At 71.4% G+C, this 26,163-nt stretch carries 29 protein-coding genes and 2 pseudogenes; 13 read left to right on the top strand and 18 right to left on the bottom strand.

Going from position 1 to position 26,163, the window contains the following annotated elements; all coding sequences use genetic code 11:
* Positions 1 to 2 precede the first annotated feature (2 nt).
* The 3 genes from AB0N14_RS20130 to AB0N14_RS20120 form a co-directional block, all read right to left on the bottom strand.
* A complete protein-coding gene (locus AB0N14_RS20130; protein WP_366027038.1) occupies positions 3 to 662 on the bottom strand; it encodes a DUF5063 domain-containing protein in 660 nt (219 codons plus the stop codon).
* A complete protein-coding gene (gene recR, locus AB0N14_RS20125) occupies positions 655 to 1,254 on the bottom strand; it encodes a recombination mediator RecR (RefSeq protein ID WP_103837909.1) in 600 nt (199 codons plus the stop codon). The genes AB0N14_RS20130 and recR overlap by 8 nt, the downstream gene beginning before the upstream one ends.
* Before the next feature lie 139 nt (positions 1,255 to 1,393).
* Complete coding sequence (locus tag AB0N14_RS20120; RefSeq protein ID WP_103837908.1) at positions 1,394 to 1,732, bottom strand: YbaB/EbfC family nucleoid-associated protein; 339 nt, start codon at positions 1,730 to 1,732, stop codon at positions 1,394 to 1,396.
* A gap of 394 nt (positions 1,733 to 2,126) precedes the next feature.
* On the opposite strand from AB0N14_RS20120, the gene AB0N14_RS20115 reads away from it, so the two are divergent.
* The gene (locus AB0N14_RS20115) at positions 2,127 to 2,891 is read left to right on the top strand and encodes an SLATT domain-containing protein (protein WP_366027037.1); all 765 of its coding nucleotides are present in this window, start codon (positions 2,127 to 2,129) and stop codon (positions 2,889 to 2,891) included.
* 20 nt (positions 2,892 to 2,911) lie between these two features.
* On the opposite strand, the gene AB0N14_RS20110 is transcribed toward AB0N14_RS20115, so the two are convergent.
* Positions 2,912 to 4,846 (bottom strand): protein kinase, encoded by a 1,935-nt coding sequence (locus AB0N14_RS20110; RefSeq protein WP_366027036.1) that lies wholly within the window; start codon positions 4,844 to 4,846, stop codon positions 2,912 to 2,914.
* A gap of 198 nt (positions 4,847 to 5,044) precedes the next feature.
* Between AB0N14_RS20110 and AB0N14_RS20105 the strand changes: the two genes are divergently transcribed.
* Both AB0N14_RS20105 and AB0N14_RS20100 read left to right on the top strand, forming a co-directional pair.
* Entirely contained in the window at positions 5,045 to 6,400 is a 1,356-nt protein-coding gene (locus AB0N14_RS20105; protein ID WP_366027035.1) for an aspartate aminotransferase family protein, read from the top strand.
* A 105-nt stretch (positions 6,401 to 6,505) separates the two neighbouring features.
* Positions 6,506 to 7,210 carry a GntR family transcriptional regulator gene (locus AB0N14_RS20100; protein WP_366027034.1) on the top strand — a complete coding sequence of 235 codons (705 nt, stop codon included), beginning with the start codon at positions 6,506 to 6,508 and terminating at the stop codon, positions 7,208 to 7,210.
* A 45-nt stretch (positions 7,211 to 7,255) separates the two neighbouring features.
* Here the strand turns inward: AB0N14_RS20100 and AB0N14_RS20095 are convergent, their stop codons facing one another.
* From AB0N14_RS20095 to AB0N14_RS20085, 3 genes are all read right to left on the bottom strand, one after another.
* Positions 7,256 to 8,098 carry an IS5 family transposase gene (locus tag AB0N14_RS20095; RefSeq protein WP_366027033.1) on the bottom strand — a complete coding sequence of 281 codons (843 nt, stop codon included), beginning with the start codon at positions 8,096 to 8,098 and terminating at the stop codon, positions 7,256 to 7,258.
* A gap of 105 nt (positions 8,099 to 8,203) precedes the next feature.
* Positions 8,204 to 8,566, bottom strand: coding sequence for a hypothetical protein (locus AB0N14_RS20090; RefSeq protein ID WP_366027032.1), 363 nt, complete (start codon positions 8,564 to 8,566; stop codon positions 8,204 to 8,206).
* Positions 8,567 to 8,702: 136 nt separating this feature from the next.
* On the bottom strand, positions 8,703 to 9,464 hold the full coding sequence (locus tag AB0N14_RS20085) for a MerR family transcriptional regulator (RefSeq protein ID WP_366027031.1): 762 nt from the start codon (positions 9,462 to 9,464) through the stop codon (positions 8,703 to 8,705).
* Positions 9,465 to 9,671: 207 nt separating this feature from the next.
* Here AB0N14_RS20085 and AB0N14_RS20080 point away from each other — a divergent pair, with 207 nt between their 5' ends.
* Both AB0N14_RS20080 and AB0N14_RS20075 read left to right on the top strand, forming a co-directional pair.
* Positions 9,672 to 10,079, top strand: coding sequence for a glycosyltransferase (locus AB0N14_RS20080; RefSeq protein ID WP_366027030.1), 408 nt, complete (start codon positions 9,672 to 9,674; stop codon positions 10,077 to 10,079).
* Positions 10,080 to 10,228: 149 nt separating this feature from the next.
* Positions 10,229 to 10,879 (top strand): hypothetical protein, encoded by a 651-nt coding sequence (locus tag AB0N14_RS20075; RefSeq protein ID WP_366027029.1) that lies wholly within the window; start codon positions 10,229 to 10,231, stop codon positions 10,877 to 10,879.
* Between the two features lie 46 nt (positions 10,880 to 10,925).
* Here AB0N14_RS20075 and AB0N14_RS20070 read toward each other — a convergent pair whose 3' ends face one another.
* The 4 genes from AB0N14_RS20070 to AB0N14_RS20055 form a co-directional block, all read right to left on the bottom strand.
* A complete protein-coding gene (locus AB0N14_RS20070; protein WP_366027028.1) occupies positions 10,926 to 11,339 on the bottom strand; it encodes a hypothetical protein in 414 nt (137 codons plus the stop codon).
* Positions 11,336 to 11,599: a hypothetical protein gene (locus tag AB0N14_RS20065; protein WP_366027027.1), complete on the bottom strand. Its 264-nt coding sequence runs from the start codon at positions 11,597 to 11,599 to the stop codon at positions 11,336 to 11,338. Before AB0N14_RS20065 ends, AB0N14_RS20070 begins: the two co-directional genes overlap by 4 nt.
* 113 nt (positions 11,600 to 11,712) lie before the next feature.
* Entirely contained in the window at positions 11,713 to 12,522 is an 810-nt protein-coding gene (locus AB0N14_RS20060) for a hypothetical protein (protein WP_366027026.1), read from the bottom strand.
* Between the two features lie 170 nt (positions 12,523 to 12,692).
* The gene (locus tag AB0N14_RS20055) at positions 12,693 to 13,088 is read right to left on the bottom strand and encodes a hypothetical protein (protein ID WP_366027025.1); all 396 of its coding nucleotides are present in this window, start codon (positions 13,086 to 13,088) and stop codon (positions 12,693 to 12,695) included.
* A gap of 125 nt (positions 13,089 to 13,213) precedes the next feature.
* On the opposite strand from AB0N14_RS20055, the gene AB0N14_RS20050 reads away from it, so the two are divergent.
* The 7 genes and pseudogenes from AB0N14_RS20050 to AB0N14_RS20020 form a co-directional block, all read left to right on the top strand.
* The gene (locus AB0N14_RS20050; RefSeq protein WP_366027024.1) at positions 13,214 to 14,050 is read left to right on the top strand and encodes a helix-turn-helix transcriptional regulator; all 837 of its coding nucleotides are present in this window, start codon (positions 13,214 to 13,216) and stop codon (positions 14,048 to 14,050) included.
* Entirely contained in the window at positions 14,047 to 14,250 is a 204-nt protein-coding gene (locus AB0N14_RS20045; protein WP_366027023.1) for a DUF397 domain-containing protein, read from the top strand. The genes AB0N14_RS20050 and AB0N14_RS20045 overlap by 4 nt, the downstream gene beginning before the upstream one ends.
* 68 nt (positions 14,251 to 14,318) lie before the next feature.
* Positions 14,319 to 14,678, top strand: a complete 360-nt coding sequence (locus AB0N14_RS20040; protein ID WP_366027022.1) for a hypothetical protein — start codon at positions 14,319 to 14,321, stop codon at positions 14,676 to 14,678.
* 77 nt (positions 14,679 to 14,755) lie between these two features.
* The gene (locus AB0N14_RS20035) at positions 14,756 to 15,211 is read left to right on the top strand and encodes a hypothetical protein (protein ID WP_366027021.1); all 456 of its coding nucleotides are present in this window, start codon (positions 14,756 to 14,758) and stop codon (positions 15,209 to 15,211) included.
* The gene (locus AB0N14_RS20030; RefSeq protein WP_366027020.1) at positions 15,136 to 15,444 is read left to right on the top strand and encodes a peptidase inhibitor family I36 protein; all 309 of its coding nucleotides are present in this window, start codon (positions 15,136 to 15,138) and stop codon (positions 15,442 to 15,444) included. The genes AB0N14_RS20035 and AB0N14_RS20030 overlap by 76 nt, the downstream gene beginning before the upstream one ends.
* Positions 15,445 to 15,558: 114 nt before the next feature.
* A complete protein-coding gene (locus tag AB0N14_RS20025; RefSeq protein ID WP_366027019.1) occupies positions 15,559 to 15,951 on the top strand; it encodes a hypothetical protein in 393 nt (130 codons plus the stop codon).
* Positions 15,906 to 16,274 (top strand): annotated as a pseudogene (locus AB0N14_RS20020) (NAD-dependent epimerase/dehydratase family protein); the annotation flags it as partial. The gene AB0N14_RS20025 and the pseudogene AB0N14_RS20020, both read left to right, overlap by 46 nt.
* Here the strand turns inward: AB0N14_RS20020 and AB0N14_RS20015 are convergent.
* Positions 16,271 to 18,088: a 5'-nucleotidase C-terminal domain-containing protein gene (locus tag AB0N14_RS20015; RefSeq protein ID WP_366027018.1), complete on the bottom strand. Its 1,818-nt coding sequence runs from the start codon at positions 18,086 to 18,088 to the stop codon at positions 16,271 to 16,273. The pseudogene AB0N14_RS20020 and the gene AB0N14_RS20015 overlap by 4 nt on opposite strands.
* Positions 18,089 to 18,235: 147 nt before the next feature.
* Positions 18,236 to 19,519, bottom strand: coding sequence for an adenylosuccinate synthase (locus AB0N14_RS20010; RefSeq protein ID WP_366027017.1), 1,284 nt, complete (start codon positions 19,517 to 19,519; stop codon positions 18,236 to 18,238).
* Between the two features lie 195 nt (positions 19,520 to 19,714).
* On the opposite strand from AB0N14_RS20010, the gene AB0N14_RS20005 reads away from it, so the two are divergent.
* Entirely contained in the window at positions 19,715 to 20,596 is an 882-nt protein-coding gene (locus tag AB0N14_RS20005; protein WP_366027016.1) for a diacylglycerol kinase family protein, read from the top strand.
* 74 nt (positions 20,597 to 20,670) lie between these two features.
* Here the strand turns inward: AB0N14_RS20005 and AB0N14_RS20000 are convergent, their stop codons facing one another.
* The 5 genes and pseudogenes from AB0N14_RS20000 to AB0N14_RS19980 form a co-directional block, all read right to left on the bottom strand.
* Positions 20,671 to 21,891 (bottom strand): cytochrome P450, encoded by a 1,221-nt coding sequence (locus tag AB0N14_RS20000; RefSeq protein WP_366027015.1) that lies wholly within the window; start codon positions 21,889 to 21,891, stop codon positions 20,671 to 20,673.
* 60 nt (positions 21,892 to 21,951) lie between these two features.
* Positions 21,952 to 22,299 (bottom strand): annotated as a pseudogene (locus AB0N14_RS19995) (response regulator transcription factor); the annotation flags it as partial.
* A 578-nt stretch (positions 22,300 to 22,877) separates the two neighbouring features.
* Positions 22,878 to 23,810: an alpha/beta hydrolase gene (locus tag AB0N14_RS19990; protein WP_366027014.1), complete on the bottom strand. Its 933-nt coding sequence runs from the start codon at positions 23,808 to 23,810 to the stop codon at positions 22,878 to 22,880.
* Positions 23,811 to 24,039: 229 nt separating this feature from the next.
* Positions 24,040 to 25,281: a kynureninase gene (gene kynU, locus AB0N14_RS19985; protein ID WP_366027013.1), complete on the bottom strand. Its 1,242-nt coding sequence runs from the start codon at positions 25,279 to 25,281 to the stop codon at positions 24,040 to 24,042.
* Positions 25,274 to 26,146 carry a tryptophan 2,3-dioxygenase family protein gene (locus AB0N14_RS19980; RefSeq protein ID WP_366027012.1) on the bottom strand — a complete coding sequence of 291 codons (873 nt, stop codon included), beginning with the start codon at positions 26,144 to 26,146 and terminating at the stop codon, positions 25,274 to 25,276. Before AB0N14_RS19980 ends, kynU begins: the two co-directional genes overlap by 8 nt.
* Positions 26,147 to 26,163: the final 17 nt, after the last annotated feature.

Genomic DNA, 26,163 nt, shown 5'->3' with positions numbered 1-26,163 from the left:
GCCTACTTCACCGACCGCAGCCCCAGCGGGTCCGCGATCTCCTTGGCCATGACCCGGCCGGCCTCCTCCGCGAGTATCTCGTCGCCGAGGTCCTGGTCGGTGTCGAGGCCGTCCAGTTCCTCCAGGGGCTGGTTCAGGCGGACGTGCGCGACCACGGACTGCAGGGCGCGGAGCGTGGCGGAGGCGGTGGCGCCCCAGTTGGAGAAGTACGAGAACTGCCACCACCACAGGGCCTCCGTGGTGCGGCCGGCCCGGTAGTGGACCATGCCGTGGCGCAGGTCCGTGATGACGTCCGCCAGGTCGTCGGAGATACGGGCCGGGACCGGGGCCTTGCGCGGCTCGTACGGGTCGAAGACCTCGGAGTAGACGTCGACCGGCTCCAGCATGGCGGCGAGCCGTTCGCGCAGCTCGTCCACGTCCGGCTCCGGGCCCGGGTCCGGCTCGTAGCGCTCCTCGGGGACGATGTCCTCGTGCGCGCCGAGGCGGCCCCCGGCCAGGAGCAGCTGGGAGACCTCCAGCAGGAGGAACGGGACGGCCGAGTCCGGCTCGTCGCCCTTCGCGACCTCCGTGACGGCGACCAGGAAGCTCTCGATCTGGTCCGCGATCTGGACCGCGAAGTCGTCCGGGTCCTGCGTCGTCGCGTGCAGCGTGGCGTCAGACATCTAGGAGTCGTCTCCCCTCGAAGGCGCGGCCGAGGGTGACCTCGTCCGCGTATTCCAGGTCGCCACCCACCGGGAGGCCGCTGGCCAGGCGGGTGACCTTCAGGCCCATGGGTTTGATCATCCTGGCGAGGTACGTGGCCGTGGCCTCGCCCTCCAGGTTCGGGTCGGTGGCCAGGATCAGCTCGGTGACCGTGCCGTCGGCCAGTCGCGCGAGCAGTTCGCGGATGCGCAGATCGTCGGGGCCCACGCCCTCGATGGGGCTGATCGCGCCGCCGAGCACGTGGTAGCGGCCCCGGAACTCGCGGGTCCGCTCGATCGCGACGACGTCCTTCGGCTCCTCCACCACGCAGATGACGGACGGGTCACGGCGAGCGTCGCGGCAGATGCCGCACAGCTCCTCCTGCGCGACGTTGCCGCAGGTCGCGCAGAAGCGGACCTTCGCCTTCACCTCGAGCAGCGCCTGGGCGAGGCGGCGCACGTCCGTCGGCTCGGCCTGCAGGATGTGGAAGGCGATCCGCTGCGCGCTCTTGGGACCGACGCCGGGCAGCCGCCCCAGCTCGTCGATGAGGTCCTGGACCACGCCTTCGTACAACGGACTGCCTTTCCTGAAGAGCTTCGGTACGTACGGTAGCCGGGCTCGGTTTCTTCGTACGTACGGTAGTTGGCGCTTGCCTTTCGCAGAAGGGACGGTCCGGTGGACACCCTTCCCCGGGCGGGACCGCCCGGTGGGCTCAGAACGGCAGGCCGGGGATGCCGCCGCCGAGACCCTGGGCCAGCGGACCGAGCTTCTGCTGCTGGAGCGCCTGCGCGTTCTCGTTGGCCGCCTGGACGGCCGCGACGATCAGGTCGGCGAGGGTCTCGGTGTCCTCCGGGTCCACCGCCTTGGGGTCGATGACCAGGGCGCGCAGCTCGCCGGCGCCGGTGACCGTCGCCTTCACCAGGCCGCCGCCCGCCTGACCGTCGACCTCGGTCCTCGCCAGCTCCTCCTGCGCGTTGGCGAGGTCCTGCTGCATCTTCTGGGCCTGCTGGAGCAACTGCTGCATGTTCGGCTGCCCACCACCGGGAATCACGATCAGCTCCTGCCTCGTACGGTTCGGCTTCGGATGTGCGTATGCGCGTGTATGCGTACGGATGTCAGGGCGGGGTTTGCCGCCTCGGCACGAGCCTACGTGGTCACCGGGGTGCGCGCTGGGGTAGCCCGTCCGGACTCGATTCCCGCCCACGGCGGCACTCTTTCGAGTGAGTTTGCTGAGCGTCGTATACCCGACCAAGGCCCCCTTCCGGGCGGAAAAGCCGCGAAAGCAGGTTGCCCGCCACCCGCCCGGCGGTAGGAAGGGTGCGGCGCTTCAGCACCATGCGTCACGAGCACACTGCGGGGTGCACGAAGTGAGCAGCGCGCGTTCCCTGGAACGTGCAGGGGCTTGTGCATCGCGGAACGTCATAGCCGTAGGTAGGGAGTGCCGGGTGAGTCAGCCGGAGATGCAGCCCGAGGGTCCGCTCCAGGACGGGCGGGGCGAGGGAGCGGCGGGGCTGCGGCCGGGCGACCCGGGCGACCCCGGTGCCCCCGGCGACCTCATGGGCCGGCCGTTCCCGCACGGCGACTGGGGGGAGCCCGCGCAGCGGCTCGACGAGCTGTACCGGTGGGTGGAGCGGCGGGCGCTGGAGACGGCGGCCTGGTACCTGGCGAACCGCGCGTGGAAACGGCGGGGGGCGCAGGCGCTGCGCGCGGGCGCGGCGGTCGGAGCCGTGTGCGGGGCCGCGCTGCCGCTGCTGGATCTGACCGGGGTGGCGGACGGGGTGGCGCCGTGGGCGTATCTGTCGCTGCTGGTGGGGGTGGCGTGTGTGGCCGGGGACCGGTACTTCGGGGTGACGTCCGGATGGATGCGGGATGTGGCGACGGCACAGGCGATCGGGCGGCGGCTCCAGGCGCTGCAGTTCGACTGGGCGTCGGAGAGCGTGCGGGAGGTGCTGGGGCCGACGGAGGGGACCGCGGCAGAGGCGGCGGAGCGCTGCCTTTCGGTGCTGCGACGGTTCTCCGAGGACGTGACGGAGTTGGTGCGGGCGGAGACGGCGGACTGGATGGCGGAGTTCCGCACCGGCTCGGCACCCCTGGCGATGCAGTCGTCGGGGGCTGCGGCGCCCCGCCCCGAGGGCACCCTGCCGGGGCGGTTCCCGCCGCCGGGCGCACGGCCCAACATGCCCCGGCAGCGGCCGCCGGAGGCCCGGTGACCAGGTGACCAGGCCTGTGCCTACCCCGCCTTCGTATAGGTCAGGGCCTCGCCGGTGGTCGTGTTCACGCGCTTGAGGCGGCCGTCCGGGAGCAGCGTCAGCTCTGTCGCGCCGCCCGGGGTGCAGGACGACGCCGGCCGGCCGCCGGTGACCGTGGACGGGCCGATCCTCAGCGGGCCGTTCGCGGTGGGCTTCTCGACCAGCTCGGCCCGGAAGACGCAGTGGTACGTGCCGCCGTCGGCGGTCAGCGACAGCACCGTGTCGCCCACCCCGCCCTGCCGGATGACCAGGCTCCGGGTGTTGTGCCCGGTCGCGTTGTCGATCGTGGCGGTCCAGGTGCCGAGGTAGGCGTCGGGGACGGCACCCGGAGAGCCGGTACTGGCCGAGGACGACGCGGACGCCGAGGCGGACGGGGACGGCTGCCCGGGCGTGCTCGGGCCTGGGGTCGTGGGCGCGGCGGAGGTCCGCGACGGGGTGCCGCCGCCGGTGGTGCCGGTCCCGTCCCCGCGCAGCACCGCGTACACCGAACCGCCCGCACCGAGCGCGACGACCAGGGCGACCACGATCAGCACGGCGGTGAAACGTCCGCTGCGCCTCGCAGGCGCCGGGTCACCGTACGCGGGCGGACCGTACGGCGGCGTGCCCCAGCCTCCGGGGGCGGGCGGCCGGGGGTGCTGCGGCGCAGGCCCGAAGACGCCGGGCGGTGGCGGTACCGCGCCGTAGGAGGCGCCGGAGGCGGGGGGCGGCCCCGGGATCGTGGGAGCTGCCGGGGGTGCCGGAGCCGTGGGCGCATCCGCAGCCCCTGGAGCCCCCGCTCCCGCCTCCACATGACCCCGCGGCCCCTGCGGCCCCTCCAGACCTTCCGGCCCCTGAGGCCCCTCCGAACCTTCTGGCCCCTCCAGACCTTCCGGCCCCTGCGGCCCCTCCGAACCTTCTGGCCCCTGCGGCCTCTGCCGCTCCTGCGGCCCCTGCGAACCTTCCGGACCTTGCCGTTCCGCCGGATCCTCCGGATCCTCCGTGTCCAGCAACCGCACCGCATGGCGCCCCAGCTGGGCGACCAGGGCGCCCGGCAGCCACGGGTCGCGGCTGCGGCCCTCGCTGAGCGTGTCGTCCGCGCCCGTGCGTTCCAGGATCTGCGCCGGGGTCGGCCGCGCGGCCGGGTCCTTGTGCAGGCAGTCCCGTACCAGGTCCGACAGCCCCTCCGGCAGGCCCTCCAGGTCCGGCTCCTCCTGTGCGATGCGGAACATCAGGGCGTGCACCCCGCTGTTCGCGCCCCCGAAGGGAAGGGTGCCCGTGGCGGCGTACGCGAGCACGGAGCCCAGGCAGAAGACGTCGCACGCGGGCGTGACGCGGTCGCCCCGCACCTGCTCGGGCGCCATGAACCCGGGCGACCCGACGAGCGCCCCGGTGCGCGTGAACCCGGCGCCCGTCAGGGTCTCCAGCGCGCGGGCGATGCCGAAGTCGATGACCCGGGGGCCGTCGATGGTCACGAGGACGTTGGACGGTTTCAGGTCCCGGTGGATCAGCCCGGCGGCGTGGATGTCCTGCAGGGCGTGGGCGAGCCCGGCGGCCAGCACGCGCACGGACCGCTCCGGCAGGGCACCGTGGTCCTGCGAGACGACGGTCTGGAGGGTCGGCCCGGCGACGTACCCAGTGGCGACCCAGGGAATGTCGGCCTCGGTGTCGGCGTCCAGGACGGGCGCGGTCCAGTACCCGCCGACCCGCCGTGCGGCCTGCACCTCCTGCCGGAAGCGGGCCCGGAACTCCTCCTGCTCGGCCAGCTCCCGCCGCACGAGTTTCACCGCGACCGTACGGCCCCGGTCGGACCGGGCCAGATACACGCTGCCCATACCGCCGGCCCCCAGCCGCGCCAGCAGTCGATAGCCCCCCACACTCCCCCGGAGCTTGAAGCCCGGAGGGACCCCCAGCGGATCCCCGGCCCCCAGCCGTTCCATCGCCGCCTCACCTACCCCCCTGTGCGTGCGACAGCCAGAGAATAGTGCCGCCCCAGAGGGAGTCGGCGGCAGCGGCGTGCACGGTTCCGTAACGGCCGCGTCGAGGCGCCCGGCACCCGACAACCTGTCGCGGAATACCCCTGACCGCAGACATCCCGCCCATGTCCCGCCCGCCTCCGCCGCTCCTAGCCTCGCCGCATGATCCCTCAGACCGACCCCCAGGCCGGCGCCGCCGTCGAGGCCGCGGACCGTGCGCACGTCTTCCACTCGTGGTCAGCGCAGGAGCTCATCGACCCGCTCGCCGTAGCCGGTGCGGAGGGGTCGTACTTCTGGGACTACGACGGCAACCGCTACCTCGACTTCACCAGCGGGCTCGTCTTCACCAACATCGGCTACCAGCACCCCAAGGTCGTCGCCGCGATCCAGGAGCAGGCCGCGACCCTGGCCACGTTCGCGCCCGCCTTCGCCGTCGAGGCCCGTTCCGAGGCCGCCCGGCTGATCGCCCGGCGCACCCCCGGCGACCTGAACAAGATCTTCTTCACCAACGGCGGCGCCGACGCGGTCGAACACGCCGTACGCATGGCGCGCCTGCACACCGGCCGGCCAAAGGTGCTGTCCGCCTACCGCTCCTACCACGGCGGCACCCAGCAGGCCGTGAACATCACCGGCGACCCGCGCCGCTGGGCCTCCGACAGCGGTGCGGCGGGCGTGGTGCACTTCTGGGCGCCGTTCCTGTACCGCTCGCGGTTCTACGCCGAGACCGAGCAGCAGGAGTGCGAGCGGGCGCTGGAGCACCTGGAGACGACCATCGCCTTCGAGGGCCCCGGCACGATCGCCGCGATCGTCCTGGAGACCATCCCGGGCACCGCCGGGATCATGGTCCCGCCCCGCGGCTACCTCGCGGGCGTGCGCGAACTGTGCGACAAGCACGGGATCGTCTTCGTCCTGGACGAGGTGATGGCCGGGTTCGGGCGTACCGGCGCATGGTTCGCGGCCGATCTGTTCGACGTGGTCCCCGACCTGATGACCTTCGCCAAGGGTGTGAACTCCGGCTATGTGCCGCTCGGCGGCGTCGCCATCTCGCCGAGGATCGCCGAGACCTTCGGCAGGCGGCCCTACCCGGGCGGTCTGACCTACTCCGGTCACCCGCTGGCCTGCGCCGCCGCGGTCGCCACGCTCGACGTGATGGCCGAGGAGGGCGTCGTCGCGAACGCCGCCGTGGTCGGCGCGCAGGTCATCGAGCCGGGGCTGCGCGCGCTGGCCGAGCGGCACCCGTCGGTGGGCGAGGTACGCGGCGTCGGCATGTTCTGGGCCCTGGAGCTGGTCCGGAACCGTGAGACCAGGGAGCCGCTGGTGCCGTACAACGCGGCCGGCGAGGCGAACGCCCCCATGGCCGCGTTCGCCGCCGCCGCCAAGGCCCACGGTCTGTGGCCGTTCATCAACATGAACCGCACCCATGTCGTCCCGCCCTGCACGATCGCCGAGGCGGAGGCGAAGGAAGGCCTCGCGGCCCTGGACGCGGCGCTGTCCGTGGCCGACGAGTACACGGTCTGACCGGCTCCACCGCACATAGGGGGCTCACGGGACCCCCACCGCGTAAGGTGACGTGTCTCCGGCAGGAACACGCACCCGTACGCGGATGGGGGGACCCAGACAACGATGCCCGGCAACGGCGCCGTCACTCGTAGCACCCTGCGGCAGCAGATCGCGGACGCGCTCCGCGACGAGGTGCTGGCCGGCCGGTTGCAGCCGGGGCAGGAGTTCACGGTGAAGGAGATCGCCGAGCAGTACGGCGTCTCCGCGACCCCTGTCCGCGAGGCACTGGTCGACCTGTCGGCGCAGGGTCTCCTGGACGCCGTCCAGCACCGGGGTTTCGAGGTCCGCGCCTACTCCCCGGACGACTACCGCGGCATGATCGAGGCCCGCAGCCTGGTCACCGACGGCATCTTCCACCGCCTCATCGAGGACGGCGCCGGCACACGCCACCGCAGGTCCGCCGCGGACGATCCGCGCCGCAGCGCCGCCCTCGCCGCGGTGCGCCGCCGCGGCGAGGAGGCCGAGCGCGCCGCCACCGCCGGCGACCTGAACATCCTCATCGGCTACGACCTGCGCTTCTGGCGCGAGCTGAGCGCCCTGTACGCCAACCCCTACCTCGCCGACTTCCTGCACCGGTTGCGCGTGCAGTCCTGGGTGTGCGTGGTGCAGCACCTGCGCCGGGTCACCGATCTGAAGGGCCGGCTGTGGTCCGGGCACACGGAACTCGTCGACGCCCTCGCCCGCCGCGACCCGGCCGCCGCGCACGCCGTGGTCGCCGCGTACAACGCGCACTCCCTCGAACTGCTCGAGCGGCCGGCCACTGGTTGAGCACGGCGCAGGCCGCGGACGTCTTAGAGCGCCCGGCAGTAGACGTCACTTGAGGCGCTTGGTCGTGGGGCGGCCGTCCCAGCGGTAGAGCGGGGTTGCGCGGCGGATCAGCATACGCAGGGTGACGATCGCGGCGGACAGGTAGAGGTAGAAGTCCACGACGCGGCTGCGCTTCTCGGTGCAGCGCCGCAGCTTGCCAAAGCCGTTCATCCATGCGTGACCGCGTTCAACCACCCAGCGCTTGCCGGCCTGGATCGGGGCGGGAAGGCCCTTGCGGGCAATCTCGCCGGTGAAGCCGAGCTCCGCCAGGGCGGCGCGGGTCTTGTCGCTGTCGTAGCCGCGGTCCAGATTCACGTTGACCTGCTCGGGTAGCTCGCCGACCTGCTCTTTTGCGGCTTGCAGGGTGGGCGCCAGCAGCGGAGAGTCGTGGCGGTTGGCACCGGCCGCCACGATGCCGAGCGGGACGCCGCGCGCGTCGGTGGCCACCGAGCGCTTCAGGCCCTGCTTGCCCCGGTCCACCGGCGAGCGCCCGGCGGCCTCCCCGCCGCAGGGGGCCTTGGTAATGCAGCCGTCCACGGACAGCTCGCCCAGTTCCAGGCCGATCATGCGGTCGTGCGCTTCCAGGGCGAGCGCGTGGATCTTCTGGGCAATGCCCAGCTGGGACCAGTAGTTGACGCGGCGCCGGATGGTGCGATCCGAACAGCCGGGGCTGGCGATCCGTTCGTAACCGGAGCCGTGCACCAGGGCGGCAATCACGTGCTCGAAGACGATCCGGTCGGGGATGCGCGGGTTGTGACAGCCCAGCGGGTGGGTGTCGAAGTGCTCGGGCAGCAGGGCCGCGAACTGGTCCCACAGGGGTTCGAGCAAGCTAGACGGCAGGACGGGCACGCGATCTCCGGGAGAGGTGTCCACGGTCGTAGTGGCGCCACTGGGCTTGCTCTGTCGACCGTCCGATGGGATCCGCTGTCGCAGCCGGGGCTGCAGGGCACGGGATCAGCGCGGGTGGAGCTGTCCGGTGGTGGGGACGTCGAGGACGAAGATGTGGCCGATGTCCGCGTCCGGGTAGCCGTAGTCGATGTTCTTGACCCGAAGCTGCTGCGGGGCGGCCTCGACGATCTGAACGGCGATGAGATCCGGGCGGCCGGGCAGAGACAGCAGCCAGTCCTGGGCCAGGTAGTCCAGTCCTGCGCGGTCCAGGCACTGGCGGGCATGGTCCTCGCCGCCCGGTCCGCTCAGCGGGTGGCCGAAGAGGGTGACCGGGACAAACTGGCCCAGGACGTCTTCAACGGGGCGCAGGTAGCCGAGGAGTTCGTTGTCCTCACGGCGGTGGTGGCGGGGCCAGTGGGCGGGGATCACAGCGGGTACTCCAGGGGCAGGGCGGTGCCGCACCGTACGGGAGGCGCCGCCAGGAGATGGGAGCGGGTGAACGTGGGGAGCGGGGTGGAAGGTGCGCCAGGTTGCCGGGTCTGCAGCCCCAGCAACCGGTGACAGGTCAGCTCAGCCGGGCGTCGGCGTAGGCGACCATGGCGTCCCGCTGGTACTCGGCCAGCCCGGCGGCGACCTGGTCGTAGGTCGCGCGCCACTGCGCGTCGTCGACGTAGTTCTGCCCCAGGGCCTTGAACGCGGCCGCGTCCGGGGTCCACATCCGGTCGATGCCTTGGTAATGGGAGTCGACCTCGGCCTGCACGGCGGGGTCGGTCACCGGCGTGGCGGCCTGCATGAACTCGGCCATGCGGACCATGGCCGCGGTCGCCTCACCCTGCAGCCGCTCCATCTCCGCCTCGCTGAGCGTGGCCGCGAACTGCGACGACTGCTGCGCCTGGTCGGGCCACTGCGTGCGGGCGGGCGACTCGTAGCGGGCGGTGTCGAAGCCAGTGAACAGGTTCTCCGGCCTGCTGATCTTTCCCATGTCGGGTGTCTCCTCGTCCTGCTCAAGTTCGGCGATGGTGCGGGCGACCGTGCGGGCGAGCACGTCGAGGCGGTTCCGCTCGGCCAGCAGCCTGCGCTGGTGCTCGCGCAGCGCGGCCACCTGGTCGACCTGGCGCTCCAGGACCGCCGCGATCTCGCGCAGCCCCAGGCCCAGTTCCCGCATCAGCAGGATCTGCTGCAGTCGCAGCAGTCCGGCCTGTTCGTAGTAGCGGTGGCCGTTGCTGCCGATGTACGCGGGAACAAGCAATCCGATCTCGTCGTAGTGACGCAGGGTCCGGGACGTCACCCCGGACATCCGGGCCACATCCGCAATCGACCAGGCCATGGCCGCACCTTTCCTCGCCGGGCCGGCTGTCCGGCCACAGGAGCGACCGTAGGAGTTGACGCAACGGAAAGCGCAAGCTGCACAGACATGCCCCGATCCGTGACGCCTCAGTAACCGAACCTGTCGGCGAACCGGCCGCTCACACACATCAGACGATCACCGGCAGGTCCCCCACAAAACGCCTACTGCCGGGCGCTCTTAGAGGACATGCCGGCCATCTGCACCGACCTGTCCGTCGTCGTCCCCGCCTACAACGAGGAGGAGCGGCTGGGGCCCACGCTCGAGGCGATCACCGCGTATCTGCGCGACGACGAGGGCCGCTTGGGGTCGTGGGAGGTCGTCGTGGTCGACGACGGGTCCACCGACGGCACCCGGGACGTCGTCACCACCGCCGGCGCCGGCGAGGAGCGGGTGCGGCTCGTCATCGGCGACCGCAACCGCGCCAAGGGCCACGCCCTGCGCCTGGGTGTCCTCGCCACCTCCGGCCATCAGCTTCACCGGCGTGAGGCCGACCGTCGGGGACAACTGGCGGGCGCAGGCCCGCGCCGACTTCGCGGACTGGAAGGCGGGGGTGCTGGTGCTGCCACCGCAGGAGTCCCAGGACCCGTTGCGTGAGACCGTGGACAAGCTGGTGGGGCGGACCGGTAAGTGGGTGGGCGGGGTGTGGGTATGGGACCTGCACGGCTTGCACGACTGAGCGCGACCGGCCGCCCGTACGCCCATTACGCTTCCTGCACCACACCGATAACCCGAGGAGCTTACTGTTGGCCTGTGACCTGTGGCTGGTCCCGCTCGTCGACGTGTTGTGCCACACCCCCGACAACCCGTTCGCCGAGGAACTCGCCCTCTACGACACGGTGCTGGGGGAGGCCGGACTGCCGCCGGTGCCGGTGTACCAGTACATGCCGGGCCTGACCGGCGAGGTGGCCCCGGTCGCGGGATTCGACTACGACGCGCTGCACTTCCTGCGCCGTGCCTATCTGCTCCAGGTTTGCGGCCTCGCCGTGACACCGGTGGACGAGCTGGGCGGCGACTACGAGCAGCTCCTGGAGATGTTCGAGTCGACGGCCCAGCAGTCGCATCTGGTGTGGCACTACGACCACGCCGGCGCCTACGTCCCGGTGGACTTCCCGCAGCCCCTGTCGAACGACGAACTCCTGGCGGGCGGCGGCCCGTTGGGCTCGGCGCAGGCGCTGCTGCGGGAGCTGGAGTTCGTGGCCCCGTCCATCGGCATCGACCCGGCGAACCCCCCGGCCGCCCCGGACCCGCCGCTGGCCCCCACGTCCCTGGAGGAACCCGCGCTTCCGGCCCCGTACGACCCGAGCCCGTTCGCCCGCGAACGCCATGTGTGGCTGGGCCTGCACGCGGCGGCCACGCGGAGCCTGGCGCAGGGGTCGATGATCGTCTTCAGCTGAGGCCGGGGAGAGGGCTCCCGGTGGGCGCCCCCTACCCGGCCGATGGTCACCGCTGACGCGGCAGCCGGATGGTCCGGACAAGGGGCATGTCCGCGTACAGACCGGGTTCGACGGTCAGGACGTGACGTCCGTCCGGCCAGTCCGGCGTCGGGCGGGACAGGTGAACCGCGTGGCCCAGCCGCCACTCCACCCCGTCGCGCAGCAGCGCGCCCACGGTGGAGGCCGCCGCGAAGTCCAGCTCGACGATCTCGACGGCGGGCAGCGCCCCGATGTGCTCGGCCAGTCCCTTGCGCATCCCATCGGCGGCGGCCAAGCAGAGCGCCGGTATGAACACGTGCCGGGTGGGTCCGTGTTCGGTGTTCGCGACGAACTGCGAGGCGAGCGAGTTCCCCGACCCCAGCGCCAGCAGGGCCGACTCGTCGAACACGACCCCCGTCGACCCCGCCCTCGTCCCGCTCACAGGCTGTCCACGGGCCGGCCGGCCTCAAGGTCCTGCCAGACCTTCTCCATCCTGTCGTGGTCCTCGTCCGTGAGCGTCACACCGAAGTGCGTCTCGCAGTACGCCTTGGTCTCCTCGTACCGCTTCCGCAGTTCTTCCTTCGTGGGCGTGGCCCCCGCCAACTCGGCGATCAGGTCGCGCATGGTCATCCCGCGCTCGCGGGCGAGCACCATGAGCCGGTCACGGACAGCAGGGTCGACCTTGACGGTGGTGTCAGCCATGACGGCAGTATACCGTCGGTATACCGCCTCGGTACGTTCAAGCAATGCGGTCATCGCATCCCTTTCTGTTGGTGGACCCGGCGGCACGGGCGTGCGGCCGGGAGTCTGTGCGCCTACGCGGGTGCGGCCCGGGCCCGCAGCAGCGCCCATGCCAGCGCGCCGCCTCGCCGGGCGGCCTCCCGGTAGGCGGACGCGCCGGGTGTGCGCAACTCGACCTCAACGGTCGTGACAGGTCCGGGCGTCGGCGGCATCGGGCGCTTGCGCCGCAGTCGGTTCTCGATGAGGGCGCGCGGCGAGTACACGCGGGGTGGCAGCCCGTCCGTCAGGGCCGCCCGCACCTGGGCGCTGGTCGCCCCCGCGTCCCACCACTCCTCCACCAGCGGCGCGAGCCGCAGCGCGTCTGCGGCGCCGAGCGTCAGCCGGGGGTGTGTGCGGCCGAGCGAGCCGAGCAGCTTGGCGGCGAGCGCGGTGCGCTCGCTCGGAGCGGCGGGCGGGGGCGGCGGCGGGGCGGGAGGTTCTTCTTCCCTGGTCTTTTCTCCCGAAGGGAGCGCGTCCGATTCCATGATGTCCGACTCACCGGAGGCCAGGTTCTGGGATTCCTCCGATTCACCCGAGGGTGGCTCGTCCTCGTACGGAGTGTCGAACACCTCGTAGACGGTGAAGAGTTGGCCCGTCGCACGACTCTTGTGCACCACCCGCCGCAGATACCGGGATTCCTCCAGCTCATGCAGGGCGGCGGCGATCCGCGCCCGCCCCTCCTTCCGCTGCTCGGCAAGCGTGCGGATGGTGACGCGGGCGTCGTTCGGCAGGCTCAATAGGTACGTCAGTACGCCTACCGCGCACCAGGAGATGCTCCGGTCGCGGAGAAGAGCGTTGGAGAAGACGGAAAAGGCGCGCGTGGGCGTCGTACGATGAATGCGCATTGGGAGCGCCAGCCTTCCTGGTGGAGCTGCCGCTCCTGGTGTCGAGCCCCCGGGTGTTGGCGCACCGCGGGGGCGTTCTTCTTGCTTGGCCTGTTGGCGCGACTCTATGGGCACGCAGAGCAACGAATGCAAGCTGGAACTGGCTTTTCCGGGGCGGCTGTTCGCGTATTTCACTCCGGGGAGTGAAGGGCGGTTCGCAGGAGCAGCGTGTGGACGAGGTCGCCGGATCCCGTCGGCCGGTAGCGCCAGCTCAGGGGCCAGGTCAGGCCGTCAAGGGCCGGGATCGGGATGTACGAGATGCGGTTCGGGCCGGCGGTGAGGCGTGTGACTCCGTCGGGCCAGGAGCGGTGGGACGTGCTGCCGACCGGGACGAGGAAGTAGACGGCACGTCTTCCGTTGTCCTCCTCGATGACGGGTCCTGGGGCTCCGCCGGTCATCCGGGCGAGACGGTCGGCGAGGGCGCGGCCCCGGTCGCCGTCGAGCCGGAGGGCGTCGAACCGGACGCCGGCCTTGCGGAGTTGGATGCCCGTGGAGGGGATCCAGTCCAGGTCGCTTTGCGTATTCATGCGGCCAGTTTCGGCAGGCGGGGCTAGCGTCTTCCATAACTCTGTGTCGACCAGTAGCAACGGTCGGAAACCGGCACGAGCGACTTGCGACCGGTTGAGTTCGGTTGAGTTCGGGGGTGACCGCAATGGCACGGGCTGTGAACAAGGTGGAGGCGAGCGGGACGGCGCACCTGGTCGCCGCCCTGGCGAAGGCGCTGCGCGAGCAGCAGCAGCTGTCGCAGGAGGAGTTGGGGAAGAAGATCGGGTACACCGGGTCGGCGGTCAGCGCGATGGAGACGTGTGCGCAGCCTGCGAGCGACAAGATGCTCGCCAAGTTGGAGGAGGCGCTCGGCGGAGGGTTGGGCGTCTTCGAGAAGGCACGCAGGTGGATGCTGCTGGAGAAGTACCCGGCACGCTTCCGGGGCTTCTCCGAGTTGGAGGCCGGGGCGGTCACGATCTGCTCGTACGAGACGCTGGTCGTGGACGGCCTGTTCCAGACGGAGGAGTACGCGCGGGCGCTGATCGGTGGTAGTTATCCTCCGGTCGCCGAGCAGAAGCGGGAGGAACTAGTCGAGGCGCGCCTGGCCCGCCGGGCGCTCTTCGAGCGGGACCCGGCCCCCATGGTCGAGCTGATCCTTGAAGAGGGCGTACTGAAGCGGCCGTTCGGCTCTTGGGAGGTGCTGCGCGGGCAATTGCGTTCGCTCGCCGGGGACGCCCGGAGGGACAATGTCTGCGTGCAGGTGCTCCCGATGGACCGCGGACTGCGCGGCACGCACGCGGGCGACCGTGGCGCGATGAAGCTCGTGGAGACCAAGGAGCACGAGCACGTCGTCTACATGGAGATCGAGGACCAGGGCATTCTGATCAGCGATCCCCCGGAAGTGTCCCAACTGGCGCACCGCTATGCGAAGATCCGCGCACAGGCCCTGAGTCCCGACGACTCGCTGGACTTCATCGAGAGGTTGGCAGGAGAAGAACGATGACCGGCAGCGGCACCCTTCGGTGGTTCAAGTCCAGCTACAGCGACGGCGGCGGCGGCAACTGCGTCGAAGTCGCCTACGAGGCACCCGACGGGGACATGGCCGCCATCCATATCCGCGACTCCAAGAACCCCACCGGCCCCATCCTCACGGCCTCCCCCGGCGCATGGGGCGCGTTCCTCAAGGGCGCCCGTACCCCTTGATCCCCCGGAAGGGGTGAACCGGACACACGTGCCGCATACGGGCGGTGGCCCGAGGGCATGCCCGGGCCATGCGTCACCTCCTCATCGCCTCTGCCCTGTTGGCGGCCCTCGGACCGGCCGCCGCGCCGCCCGCGCACGCTGTCGCCGTGCCTCCCGGGCATGTGTACTTCTGGCCGGACCCGAACCAGATGGGGTCCGGCGGCGCCTGGGACTACGCGCCGCCGGGGTACCGGGAGGCGGACTCCCGGGTGAAGCGGCACGCGTCCTCCTTCGACTCGCATGCCTCCGTGACCGTGTACGCGATCAGCTACCAGCCCGGCGGCTGCCTGTACCGCGCGATCCACCCCGACGACTACTCCAACAACTGGGAGTGGGCGACGAAGTTCGACGGGGTCAGTGACAGCACGATGGGGTGCCGGCCGGGCTGATGCTCCAGATGCGTCCGCCCACGAAGGCTGTTGCCGCACTTCTCGCCCCCGGACTACTCCTCACCGCCTGTACAGCGATGAGGAACGCACCACCCAGCCCCTCCCCCGACGACGTCATCAAGGCCGCCACCCAGAAGCTCACCGACGACTGTCTCGCCCGCCAGGGCCTGAGCCCGCCCCGTCCGGGGCAGCCGACGCCCTCGTCCGTCGAGCAACGGCGCCTCTCCGACACCCTGTTCGGTTCGGGCGAGGCGGAACTGTCGCTCCGCCTGCCCACGGGCTACGTGGTCCGCGCCCATACCGACGGCTGCCTCGCGGCGGCCCAGCAGCGGCTCTACGGCGACCAGCGCCGGTGGTTCCGCACGTCGGTGATCGTGAACAACCTTCAGCCCGAGGCCGAGCAGACCCACCGTTCCCTGGCCGAGGTCCGTTCCCGGCACAGCGCCGAGATCGCCGAGTGGCGTCCGCGCAGGCCGTGCCCTGCGGCAGCGGCAACTTCTGCGTGTGGACGGAAGCGAACTTCCAGGGCCTGAAGATCGAGCACAGCGGTGACGACCACTGGTGGGAGCAGGACATGGCCTGGCACGACTCCTCGTGGGCGAACCACGGCATCTCCGGCCCGGGCGTCAAGGACCACGTCAAGGTCTACTCCGCCCGGGAACTGCTGGGCCACGTGACGATCTGCCTGGCCCCGGGCCAGGAGGTCGGCTACAACGCCGCCGCGAACGACCAGGGCGCCTCACACACCTGGACGACCGGGTGCTGAGCGGAGGGACGCCCGCCCCCTTCACTCAATAGCCGGAAAACCCGCATCACTTTCTCCAGATCTGTCGCGCTTTTCCAGCCAGGTACCACCCCCGCCCTTGCCGTGCTGCCGGACGTGAGCCGATCGACCTCCTCCGTCCGGCAGCCCGGGACGGGCACGGTGTACCGCGCGACCCTGGACGCGCTGGCCCAGTACGGCCCCCGGCGCATCGGCGTGACGCACATCGCCCGCCTGGCCCGCTGCAACCGCTCCTACCTCTACCGGAACTGGGCCGGCCATCGGGTCCTGATCCGGGACGCCACGCTGGCCGAGCTGCAACGTCTGCTGCAGGTGGCCCGCGAGGCACCCGGTCCGCTGCCGCCGCCGCGGTGCCTCGCCGTCCGCGTCGTGGTGCGCGCGGCGCGTCTCCTGCGCGAGCACCTCGCCACCAGGACCATGGCGCTGACCGCCCCGGACCTGACGACCTGGCGCTGCTCATGGCCGAGAAGACGGCCAAGCTGCCGGTGATCCCGGTGCCGGGCGGGATGCGGCTGCAGCCGGTCGACGCGCGCGAGGTGGCCGCCCGGCTCGTGGAGCTGACGCTCGGCGAACCGGCCGGCCTGGTCCCCGACCTGGCCGGACCGGCGGTGTACGACCTCGCGGACCTGCTGCGCAGCTACCTCACGGCACGCGGCAAGCACCGCCCGATGCTCCCGGTCCGCATGCCCGGCAAGGCCGGCCGTGCCTACCGGTCCGGGGCCGACCTGACCCTCGAGGGCGCCGACAAGGGCACCCGGACCTGGGAGGAGTTCCTCGCGGAGCGGACCGGCACCTTGCTCGGCACGGCCTAGAACACCGGCGTGCCGTCCTGCGTCAGCCGCCAGTTGGTGACCGCGAAGTCCGCCGGGTCGAGGGTGCCCTTGGACGTCACGTAGTCGATCATCAGCTGGCGGATCTCGTTGGTGGAGCTGTAGGCGATGCCGGCGGAGGCGATGTGCGGGTAGCCGGAGCCGCCGTTGGCGCGGTAGTTGTTGACGGCGACGACGAAGACCTGGTCGTCGGCGACCGGCGCGCCCCTGTAGGAGAGGTTCTTGATGCGCGAGCCCTCGGGCTGCGCGATGTCGATCTCGTAGTCGACCCCGGCGGCGGTGTCGTACATGTAGTCCCAGAAGTTGTCGGCGTTGGTGAGGGTCGCGGTGTCGACCTTCGTGCCGGACGGGACCTGGTGGTAGTACTTCGCCGCGTACTCCAGGTAGTCCTTGAGCTGGGCACCGGTCAGCTTCTTGCCGTAGAGGGTGTTGTCGTAGATGTAGAGCCCGGCGATGTCCTTGATCGTCACGTTCCCCGCGGGGATGTCCGCGGTCCGGCTGAAGGGCGCGGCGACCGAGATCAGCGGGAGCGCGGCGTCGGCGGAGGACAGCCCGGAGGCGACCGTCGCCATCTGCACCTGGTGGATGAAGTCCATGATGGGGACGTCCTTCCAGCAGGACTCCGCCGCCAACAGGTCCGCCGTGCAGGTGCCGACGGGGGTGTTGACGTACTTCACCACCAGCTCGTGGTCGGCCTCCAGGAGCCGCTTGATCTCCGGGTCCTCGTCCACCGTGTTGGGGTTGAGGGTCCGGGCCGTCTTGCTCGTCACCTTCCACCGGCCGTGGTGGAGTTCGAGCTCGAAGTCGAAGACGCTCAGGCGGTAGCCCCAGCAGTACGGCTCGGAGAGCAGGACCTCCTCGCCGGTCTCCTCGTTCTTCACTGTGTAGGAGGGGACCTCGACGTGGGTGTGGCCGACCAGGATCGCGTCGATGCCCGGGACCTGCTCGGCGACCAGGTTCGACGCGTTCTCCACGTACGGGAGTTCGTCGCCGTACGAGGACGAGCCGTCCAGGCCCGAGTGGTCCGTCAGGAACACCACGTCACAGCCCAGCGCCCGCAGCCGCGGCACGTACTTCTTCGCCTGCTCGACGAGCCCCGGGAACACCATCTTCCCGCTGACGTTGTCCTTGTCCCACAGCGCGATCCCGGGGTTGGTGAGCCCGAGGATGCCGACCTTGATGTCGGGTGCGCCGGGGACCCGGACGCACTTCACGGTGTACGGGCGGAAGGCGGGCCGCAGGGTCTTGGCATCGAGGGCGTTGGCGCCGAGCAGCGGGAAGTGGCACTGGCTCTCGAACTTCCGCAGGACGTCGATGCCGTAGTTGAACTCGTGGTTGCCGAGCGCGGCGGCGTCGTAGCGCATGTGGTTCATGGCGACGGCCATGGGGTGCTTGGGACCCTTCGTGCCGTCGGTGCCGGTGATCGGGTCGACGCGGGCGAAGTAGTAGGCCAGCGAGGTGCCCTGGATGATGTCGCCGGCGTCCACGAGCAGCACCCGGTCCTCGCCCTTCGCCTCGCGCTGCTGCTTGATGAGCGTGGCGACACGCGCGACACCGACGGAGTTGCCGGCCTTGTCGCTGTAGGCGGCGTCCTTGTAATAGTCCCAGTCGAAGACGTGGCTGTGCAGGTCGGTGGTGCCGAGGACGGAGAAGGACCAGGTGCGCGGCGTCTTCTCGGGCTCCTGGTCGGCAGCCTCGGCCGTACCGCTGCCGACCGCTCCCGCGACGGCGACCGCCGCCGAGGTGACGGCCGACTTCTGCATGAACTCGCGTCGGTTCATGGGACTGACGGGCATACAAGGCTCCTGGGAATGGAGAGCGGAGAGGGACGGCACTACCCGCGTAGATAGTTCCGGTCCCTCCTTCCGCGCGGAACCAGGAGCAGCCCATGGGCCGGTCAAGGATGTCCATGACCGGCCCAACTGGACGGGGACGTAAGGGACTTACAGGAACGAGTTGATCTCGATGGTCTCGTCACGGCCCGGGCCCACGCCGATCGCAGAGATCGGGGCGCCGGACATCTCCTCCAGCGCCTTGACGTAGTTCTGGGCGTTCTTCGGGAGGTCCGCGAAGGTCTTGGCCTTCGTGATGTCCTCCTGCCAGCCGGGCAGCATCTCGTAGACCGGCTTCGCGTGGTGGAAGTCCGTCTGGGAGTACGGGAGCTCCTCGACCCGCTTGCCGTCGATCTCGTACGCGACGCAGACCGGGATCTGCTCCCAGCCGGTGAGCACGTCGAGCTTGGTGAGGAAGAAGTCGGTCAGGCCGTTGACCCGGGTCGCGTAGCGGGCGATCACCGCGTCGAACCAGCCGCAGCGGCGGTCGCGGCCCGTCGTCACGCCCCGCTCACCGCCGATGCGGCGCAGCGCCTCGCCGTCCTCGTCGAACAGCTCGGTCGGGAACGGACCCGAGCCGACACGGGTCGTGTAGGCCTTGAGGATGCCGATGACGCGGCCGATCTTCGTCGGGCCGACACCGGCACCGGTGCAGGCACCGCCCGCGGTCGGGTTCGACGACGTCACGAACGGATACGTGCCGTGGTCGATGTCCAGGAGCGTGCCCTGGCCGCCCTCGAACAGGACGACCTTGTTCTCCTCCAGGGCCTGGTTGAGGATCAGGACCGTGTCGGCGACGTACGGTTCGAGCTTCTCGGCGTAGCCCAGCAGCTCCTCGACCACCTGGCCGACGGCGATCGCGCGCCGGTTGTACAGCTTGGTGAGGATCTGGTTCTTGACGTCGAGGGCCGCCTCGACCTTCTGGGTCAGGATCGACTCGTCGTACAGGTCCTGGACCCGGATGCCGACGCGGTTGATCTTGTCGGCGTAGGTCGGGCCGATGCCGCGGCCGGTCGTGCCGATCTTGCGCTTTCCGAGGAAGCGTTCCGTCACCTTGTCGACGGTGACGTTGTACGGCGTGATGACGTGGGCGTTGCCGCTGATCAGCAGCTTGGAGGTGTCGACACCGCGCTCGTTCAGACCGCTCAGCTCGGAGAGCAGGACCGACGGGTCGACGACGACGCCGTTGCCGATGACGGGCGTACATCCGGGCGACAGGATTCCGGAGGGGAGGAGGTGGAGCGCATACTTCTGGTCACCTACGACCACCGTATGGCCGGCGTTGTTGCCGCCCTGGTAGCGCACGACATAGTCCACCGAGCCACCGAGCAGGTCGGTGGCCTTTCCCTTGCCTTCGTCACCCCACTGAGCACCGAGCAGCACAAGTGCGGGCACGCGCGTACACCCCTTCCGGGCGGGGCATGTCCAGGGTCGGGGGCGTACGCGGAGGGTCCACCGCCGCATGCACCGCGACCGTCGTTGGCCGCAAACCGTCGGACCGGATGCCCCGGAATAGACGAAGCCCCTGACGCAATAGCGCAAGGGGCTCTTGCACAGAGATGCTACCCGAGGAAGCGAGGCAGGACAGAGGTGGCGACTTCCGACCTGCTCCTTGTGGTCATCGACCCGGTCGCCCGTCACAGCGACGGTGAGTCGGTACGGATCGCGAAAGACGTGCTCAGCGCGGGTGCGGCCACCAAGGTGTGTCTCCCGGAGGGGCCGGAGGAATTCGCCCGGGCGCTGGACCGCCGGGGGTCGCGGCGGCCGGTGGTGGTGGGCGACGACCGGGCACTGCTGCGGGCGGTGACGCTCCTGCACCGGCGCCGCGAGCTGGACACGACGGCCCTGTCGCTGGTGCCGGTGGGCGCCGCGCAGTCGCTGGCGCGGTCGCTGGGGGTGCCGGCGGGGGCGGTGGCGGCGGCCCGGGCCGTCCTGGAGGGCGTGGAGCGGCGGCTGGACCTGCTGGTGGACGACAGTGACGGGGTGGTGCTCGGGGATCTGCGGATTCCTCCGGTTCCGGCGCGTGAGGGGGCGGGGGCCGATCCGGTGCCGGCCTCCCCGCCGGGCTCGGGCCGTCCGTGGCTGCGGACGTGTCAGTCGCTGGTACGGACGCTCGCGGCGCGTCCGACGCGGGTGCCGTCGCCGCGGCCGGCGGCGCCCGGGCCGTCCCGGCTGCGGGTGGAGGTCGACGGCGAGACGCTGGTGGACCTGGACCAGCCGGTGGAGGGTGTGTCGGTGACGCCGGGGGATCCGGGGGTGGCCGAGGTGGAGGTACGGCCGGTCTCGGTGGGCGCGGAGGCGTCGCCGCTGCTGGCGGTGGGGCGCCGGGTGACGGTGTCGGGGGCCGATTTCCGGTATCGCGCCGATGCGGTGGTGTCGGGGCCGGTGCGGACGCGGACGTGGGTGGTGCGGCAGGGCGCGTGGGGGCTCACGTTGCCGGCATGGGCGGGGGAGCTTCGGGGTGAGCCCTGACGGCCTGAGGGGGCGGTCAGCCGACCTCCACCCTCAGACCCTCGGTCAGTCGACCTCCACCCTCAGACCCTCGGTCAGTCGACCTCCACCCTCAGACCCTGCAGGCCGCGGATCACGAAGTTCGGCTTCCGCTCCGGCTCCGCCGCGAGGCGCAGCGTCGGGGCCTTCTGCAGCAGCGCCGTCATGGACGCCGCCAGCTCGATACGGGCCAAGGGCGCGCCGATGCAGTAGTGGATGCCCGCGCTGAAGGAGATGTGCGGGTTGTCCTCGCGGGTCAGGTCGAGCCTCTCGGGGGCGTCGAAGACGGCCGGGTCATGGTTGGCGGAGCCGAACAGCATGGCGATCTCGGCGCCCCGCGGGATCACCGTGCCGTCGATCTCGATCTCGTCCAGCACCCAGCGCTCGAAGAGCTGCAGCGGGGTGTCGTAGCGCATCAGCTCCTCCACCGCCGAGGGCACGAGTGTGTGGTCCGCGCGCAGGGCCGCCAGCTGCTCCGGGTGGCGGAACAGCGCCCACCAGCCGTTCACGGTCGCGTTGACCGTGGCCTCGTGTCCGGCGTTCAGCAGCAGCACACAGGTCGAGATCATCTCCTGCTCGGTGAGCCGGTCGCCCTCGTCGTACGCGGCGATCAGCCCCGAGATCAGGTCCTCCCCCGGCTCCTTGCGGCGCTCGGCGATCAGCTGCCGGAGGTACTCCGAGAACTCGACCGACGCCCGCACCGCCTTGCGTGCCGTCTCCTCGGACGGGTTGAGCTCGTACATCCCGCAGATGTCCGCCGACCAGGGGCGCAGCTGTCCGCGGTCCGCCTCAGGGATGCCCAGCATCTCGGCGATCACCGCGACCGGTAGCGGCTCGGCGACGTCCGTCAGCAGATCGCCGCCGCCCGCCTCCACCAGCCGCGCCACCAGCTCGCCGGCGAGGTCCCGCACATACGGCTTCAGCTGCTCCACGGTCCGCGGCGTGAACGCCTTCGACACCAGGCGCCGGATGCGGGTGTGGTCCGGCGGCTCCAGGTCGAGCATGCCGTGGTCGTTGAGCGTGTGGAACGGCTCGTGCTCGGGCGGCGGCGCGGTCCGGCCGAATTCCTCGTGCGCGAACCGGTGCTGGTACGTCCGGCCCAGCCGCCTGTCCCGCAGCAACGCCGACACGTCCGCGTGGTGCGGCACCAGCCACTGCCCGGTGGGCTCGAACCAGTGCACCCGGTCCCGCGCACGCAGCTCCGCGTAGGCGGGGTACGGGTCGGCCACGAACGCCGGGTCCCAGGGGTCGAACGCGAGATCGGAAGGAGCTGCCATGCCCGGACGCTAACCGAGCGGACGCCCGCTGACCAGGGGGGTCTCACACCGAAGGGCGGCTCACCCCGGGGTCACCAGCCTCGCCTCGTACGCGAACACCGCCGCCTGGGTGCGGTCGCGCAGGCCCAGCTTCACCAGGATGCGGCCCACATGGGTCTTCACGGTCTGCTCGGCGACCACGAGGGGCGCGGCGATCTCCGCGTTCGACAGGCCCTGGGCGATGAGGGCGAGGACCTCCGTCTCCCGCTCGGTGAGGTCGCCGACGCGCTCCTTCAGCGGGGCCCGGGGCTTGCTGTGCATCCGGGAGAACTCGGCGAGCAGGCGCCGGGTGATGCCGGGCGCGAGAAGGGCGTCGCCCGCCGCCACCACCCCTTCCGCCTCGGCGAGCTGATCGGCGGAGGCGTCCTTGTGCCGCGCCGTGGCCAGGTCGCCGAAGACCTCGGTCACCCGGCCCGTGCCCCGGCCGTCGAAGGCCAGCAGATCGCGGGCGGGGGAGGCCAGGGTCCGCTCCACCGCCGCCAGGCTCCGGTCGCCGTGGGCCGCCATGCGGGACGCCTCGGCGGCATCCGCGCGGTTCGCCTCGTACGCCCCGGTGAGCGTGGCCGCCGAGAGCGGGGCGAGCGCCGCCGGCGGCGGGGCCGGGATCCGGGGCCGCCCGGCGGCCGGGCAGGGGGACGACGACGGCGACCGGGACGAGGACGGCGAAGCGGGGGGCGTCGGACGCGGCCGAGGCGCCGCCGGCGAAGACGCCGCCGTTCGTCGCCTCCCCCGTTCCCGTCCCGTCCGTCCGCGTGCGCGACCGCGGCCGGGCGCCTCCCCCGAGAACCCGTGACGTCCTCCCCTTCCGCTGCCCCGCTCATCGGGCAGTCACGGAAAGGAAGTTACGGAGCGTCACCCGTCGTCGGCGTCATGCCGCGGAGCTCACTTGGGAGGTAGCTCTCAGGTATCACGGGTATGACCGGGTCCACCCAGGAGCGGTGCCCCGGCTACCACGCCAGCTGTGCGATCTCCTCGGCCACCACCGCGCACGCGTCCGCCGCCGGGTCGATCAGGGGGAAGTGGCCGACGCCCTCCAGGAGCGTGAGGCCGACCACCTCGCCGGCCTTCGCCGCCGCTTCCGCGTACGCCTCGGCGACCGCCTGCGGGACCACGACGTCCGTCCGGCCCTGGACCAGCGTCGTGGCGATACCGGTGGGCAGCAGCAACGCCGGATCCGCGTACGGTCTGCGCTCCTCGAACCGGTCCCTGCCGCCGAGGAGCTGGACCGCAGCGCCGCCGCACACCTCCAGCTTGTCGGCGACGTGGAAGTCCGCGATCGGGGCGAGCGCCACGACACCGCGCAGCGGCGCGGGGCGGTCCGTGCGCCACGGGCAGTCCGGCGGCAGGACGTGCCTGGCCGCGGCCCACAGCGCCAGGTGGCCGCCCGCGGAGTGCCCGGAGATCACCGTGCGGCGCGGATCGGCCTGCGGCAGCGCCTCGCGCACCAGCCCGGGAAGCGCGTCGAACGCGGCCGCCACGTCGTCGAACGTGTCCGGCCAGCGGCCCGCCACCGGCCCCGTACCGCCGCCCGCACCGGACTCCGCGTCCGCGGAGCCGTCGGCCTGGGACGGGATGAGGGCGCCCCGGCGGTACTCGACGCTCGCCACGGCGAAGCCCCGGCGGGCCAGGAAGTCCGCGAACGGCGAGATGTGCCGGCGGTCGTACGGCGCACGCCACGCGCCGCCGTGCAGGAGCACGACCAGGGGGGCGAGTCCCGGGGCGCCCGCCGCCCCGGCCGGCTCGGTCTGCCGCGGGGTGTAGAAGTCGATCACCTGGTCGGGGTGGTCGCCGTAGACGGCGGTGGAGTCGGGGTCCACCGGCGGGTGCGAGAAGGCGGACGCCTCTTCGGCGGCATCGCGGTGGGCGGCGTCGTCCGGCATGCTCCAACCTCTCAGCGGCAGAACGGGATTCGTGCGCGGCGGCCGGAGAGTACCGGCCGCTGGCGGGGACGGTATCAGGCGGGTGACGTGCGTCAGCACGGGGTTGTCACTCTGGGTGAGGAGCAAATGGTTCTGCCGAGCCGTCCCGGTGGGGGGTGGGGGAAGGTCCCCGGCCACGGGGTTCGCGGCCGGGTGGGGGCGGGCCGCCCCGCCCCCCGTGAACCGCCCGTCAGGCCACCACCTCCGCCAGCACCCGGGCCGCCCGCTCCACGTCCCCGAACCCCACGTACAGCGGCGTGAACCCGAACCGCAGCACGTCCGGCGGCCGGAAGTCACCGACCACCCCGGCGGCGATCAGCCGTTTCATCACGTCCCCCGCGACGGGGGCACCTCCCTGCTCGAGCGAAGCCGAGAGCTTGGGAGAACAGCGCAGCGCGATCTGGCTGCCCCGCTCCTCGTGCGCGACGGGGGTCAGGGACTCGACCGCGCCGGGCGGGACGTAGGCCGTCACGCACTCGAGGAAGAAGTCCGTGAGGGCCAGCGACTTGGCGCGGACCGCGTCGATCGAGACGCCGTCCCACACCTCCAGCGCCGCCTCCAGGGCGAGCATCGACAGGATGTCCGGGGTGCCGACGCGACCGCGCACGGCACCGGGGGCCGCTTCGTAGTCGCTCCGCATGCCGAAGGGTTCCGCGTGCGAGTTCCAGCCCGGCAGCGGTGAGTCGAAGCGGTCCTGCAGCTCCCGCCGCACATACAGGTACGCCGGTGAGCCGGGGCCCCCGTTCAGGTACTTGTAGGTGCAGCCGACCGCCAGGGCGACCCCGTGTTCGTCCAGGCCCACGGGCAGCGCGCCCGCGCTGTGGCACAGGTCCCACACCGCCACCGCCCCCGCCGCGTGCACGGCGGCCGTCAGTGCGGGCAGGTCGTGCAGCCGGCCGGTGCGGTAGTCGACGTGGTTCAGCAGCACGGCCGCCGTACGGCCGGACAGCGCGCCGGGGACCTCCGCCGGGGTCACCGGGCGCAGCGTGCAGCCCGTCATCCGCGCCGCCGATCCCGCGATGTACCCGTCCGTCGGGAACGTCGTCGCGTCGACCACGATCTCGTCCCGGCCGGCGTCCGTCTCCCGGGCCATCCGCACCGCCGCCACCAGCGCCTTGAAGACGTTGACACTGGTCGAGTCGCCCACCACGATCTGCCCGGGCGCGGCGCCGACCAGCGGGGCGATCCGGTCTCCGATCCGCTCCGGCGCCGTCCACCAGCCGCTCTCGTCCCAGGACCGGATCCGCAGCGATCCCCACTGCCTGCGGACGACGTCCTCCATCCGGCCCGGTACGGCGGCGGGCAGCGCGCCCAGCGAGTTGCCGTCCAGATAGACAACGTCGTCGAGGACGAACTCCGAGCGCTTGGCGGCGAGTTCGTCGGCCGCGTCCAGCTTCTCCGCCTTGACGGCGAGTTCCGACGGTTCAGACATGGGACCGCGCCGTCCACAGCTCGGGGAACACGTTCTTCTGGGCCCGCTTCTCCAGCCAGGCCACCCCGGCGGAGCCGCCCGTGCCGGGCTTGGCGCCCATCGCGCGCCGGGTGGCGAGGAGATGGTCGTTGCGCCAGCGCCACACCAGTTCCGCGACATCGGTGAGCACCTCGCCCAGCCGGGCGAGTTCGTCGTCCGGGTCCCCCGAGTAGACGGCCGCCCAGACGGACTCGACCTCCTCCGACGGCTCGTAGCGCTGCGAGACGTCGCGCCGCAGCACCGCGTCCGGGACGGCGTGCCCGCGCCGGGCGAGGAGCCGCAGCACCTCGTCGTACAGGCACGGCTCGTGCAGCGCCTTCTCCAGTTCGGCGTGGACGCGGGGGGCGCCGCGGTGCGGGACCAGCATGGACGCGGACTTGTCGCCGAGCAGGAACTCCATGCGGCGGTACATCGCCGACTGGAAGCCGGAGCCCTCGCCGAGGGCGGAGCGGTAGGAGTTGAACTGGGCGGGCGTCAGCTGCGCCAGGGGCCGCCAGGACGCGTTCAGCGCCTGGAGCTCCCGTACGGACCTCTTCAGCGCGTCGATCGCCACCGGCACCCGGTCCTCGCGCAGGGCGCGCGCCGCGGTCTCCCACTCGTGGACGATGACGGTGAACCACAGCTCCATCACCTGGGTCGTGACCAGGAAGACCATCTCTCCGGGGTCGTCGGAGAGGGTGTGCTGGAGGTGGGTGAGCACGTCCGCCCGGACGTAGTCCTCGTACGGAGTCGTGCCCCGGCTCCAATCGATCTTGGGGGCGAGATGCGGGGTCTCGGGCTCAGGAGCCTCGGGGGAGTGAGGAGTCTGGTGAGCCTTTTGGGACATCGCTGTCTCCTGTATGT

The organism is Streptomyces sp. NPDC051104, assembly GCF_040682835.1.
Classification (GTDB): domain Bacteria; phylum Actinomycetota; class Actinomycetes; order Streptomycetales; family Streptomycetaceae; genus Streptomyces; species Streptomyces cynarae.
This window is presented reverse-complemented; position numbering and strand designations above follow the sequence as displayed.

Bases quoted from the DNA above. Each gene is read 5' to 3' on its own strand.
- AB0N14_RS20130 (WP_366027038.1), bottom strand. From the start codon at position 662: ATGTCTGACGCCACGCTGCACGCGACGACGCAGGACCCGGACGACTTC.
- AB0N14_RS20110 (WP_366027036.1), bottom strand. From the start codon at position 4,846: ATGGAACGGCTGGGGGCCGGGGATCCGCTGGGGGTCCCTCCGGGCTTC.
- AB0N14_RS20105 (WP_366027035.1), top strand. From the start codon at position 5,045: ATGATCCCTCAGACCGACCCCCAGGCCGGCGCCGCCGTCGAGGCCGCG.
- AB0N14_RS20100 (WP_366027034.1), top strand. From the start codon at position 6,506: ATGCCCGGCAACGGCGCCGTCACTCGTAGCACCCTGCGGCAGCAGATC.
- AB0N14_RS20085 (WP_366027031.1), bottom strand. From the start codon at position 9,464: ATGGCCTGGTCGATTGCGGATGTGGCCCGGATGTCCGGGGTGACGTCC.
- AB0N14_RS20080 (WP_366027030.1), top strand. From the start codon at position 9,672: ATGCCGGCCATCTGCACCGACCTGTCCGTCGTCGTCCCCGCCTACAAC.
- AB0N14_RS20065 (WP_366027027.1), bottom strand. From the start codon at position 11,599: ATGGCTGACACCACCGTCAAGGTCGACCCTGCTGTCCGTGACCGGCTC.
- AB0N14_RS20060 (WP_366027026.1), bottom strand. From the start codon at position 12,522: ATGCGCATTCATCGTACGACGCCCACGCGCGCCTTTTCCGTCTTCTCC.
- AB0N14_RS20055 (WP_366027025.1), bottom strand. From the start codon at position 13,088: ATGAATACGCAAAGCGACCTGGACTGGATCCCCTCCACGGGCATCCAA.
- AB0N14_RS20050 (WP_366027024.1), top strand. From the start codon at position 13,214: ATGGCACGGGCTGTGAACAAGGTGGAGGCGAGCGGGACGGCGCACCTG.
- AB0N14_RS20045 (WP_366027023.1), top strand. From the start codon at position 14,047: ATGACCGGCAGCGGCACCCTTCGGTGGTTCAAGTCCAGCTACAGCGAC.
- AB0N14_RS20040 (WP_366027022.1), top strand. From the start codon at position 14,319: ATGCGTCACCTCCTCATCGCCTCTGCCCTGTTGGCGGCCCTCGGACCG.
- AB0N14_RS20035 (WP_366027021.1), top strand. From the start codon at position 14,756: ATGAGGAACGCACCACCCAGCCCCTCCCCCGACGACGTCATCAAGGCC.
- AB0N14_RS20015 (WP_366027018.1), bottom strand. From the start codon at position 18,088: ATGCCCGTCAGTCCCATGAACCGACGCGAGTTCATGCAGAAGTCGGCC.
- AB0N14_RS20000 (WP_366027015.1), bottom strand. From the start codon at position 21,891: ATGGCAGCTCCTTCCGATCTCGCGTTCGACCCCTGGGACCCGGCGTTC.
- AB0N14_RS19990 (WP_366027014.1), bottom strand. From the start codon at position 23,810: ATGCCGGACGACGCCGCCCACCGCGATGCCGCCGAAGAGGCGTCCGCC.
- kynU (WP_366027013.1), bottom strand. From the start codon at position 25,281: ATGTCTGAACCGTCGGAACTCGCCGTCAAGGCGGAGAAGCTGGACGCG.
- AB0N14_RS19980 (WP_366027012.1), bottom strand. From the start codon at position 26,146: ATGTCCCAAAAGGCTCACCAGACTCCTCACTCCCCCGAGGCTCCTGAG.